The organism is Spirosoma koreense (genome assembly GCF_054777875.1).
In genome coordinates, this window is the sequence record NZ_BAAHAC010000028.1 from 1 (window position 1) to 536 (window position 536).

Here is a 536-nt window from a genome sequence, read left to right on the forward strand (position 1 = left end):
ACGGCTCGGCCAACGGGGTGATTGCAGTAGCGGTGACGACTTCGAACGTATCGAACGTCAACTTCGGCGTGGAGCGCCTGCCAACGGCCGATGCCAAAACAGCGTCGAACCAACCGAACCCAGGGGGTACTACGAAAGTTACGGTACCGACGCTGACGGGTTCGGACCCAGAGGACGGTACGTATACGGGCACCAGCAAAACCAACACCATCATCATTCAAAGCCTGCCAACGCCAGCCACCGGTATCCTTTATTACAACGGCTCGCCCGCCACAGTAGGACAGGTGATTACCAACTACGATCCGGCATTATTGACGGTCGATCCGGCGGATGGTCAGGTAACGGTAAGCTTTACCTACTCGGAGCGCGATGCAGCTGGTAAAGATAGCCCGGCGGCTACGGTCAATATGTCCTTTACGCCGGCCGCTCCAACTACGGTAACGATTTCGGGTACGGTGTTCAACGATGGCAACGGACTGGTAGACAACACCGTCAACGGTACGCCCGTCAGCAGCCTGACCGCCAACACCTTCTCG

General features: G+C 57.5%; 1 protein-coding gene. It reads left to right on the top strand.

Going from position 1 to position 536, the window contains the following annotated elements; all coding sequences use genetic code 11:
* Positions 1-536, top strand: a 536-nt coding sequence (locus ACYVC2_RS27815; RefSeq protein ID WP_461108132.1) for a hypothetical protein, incomplete at both ends; no start/stop codon positions are given.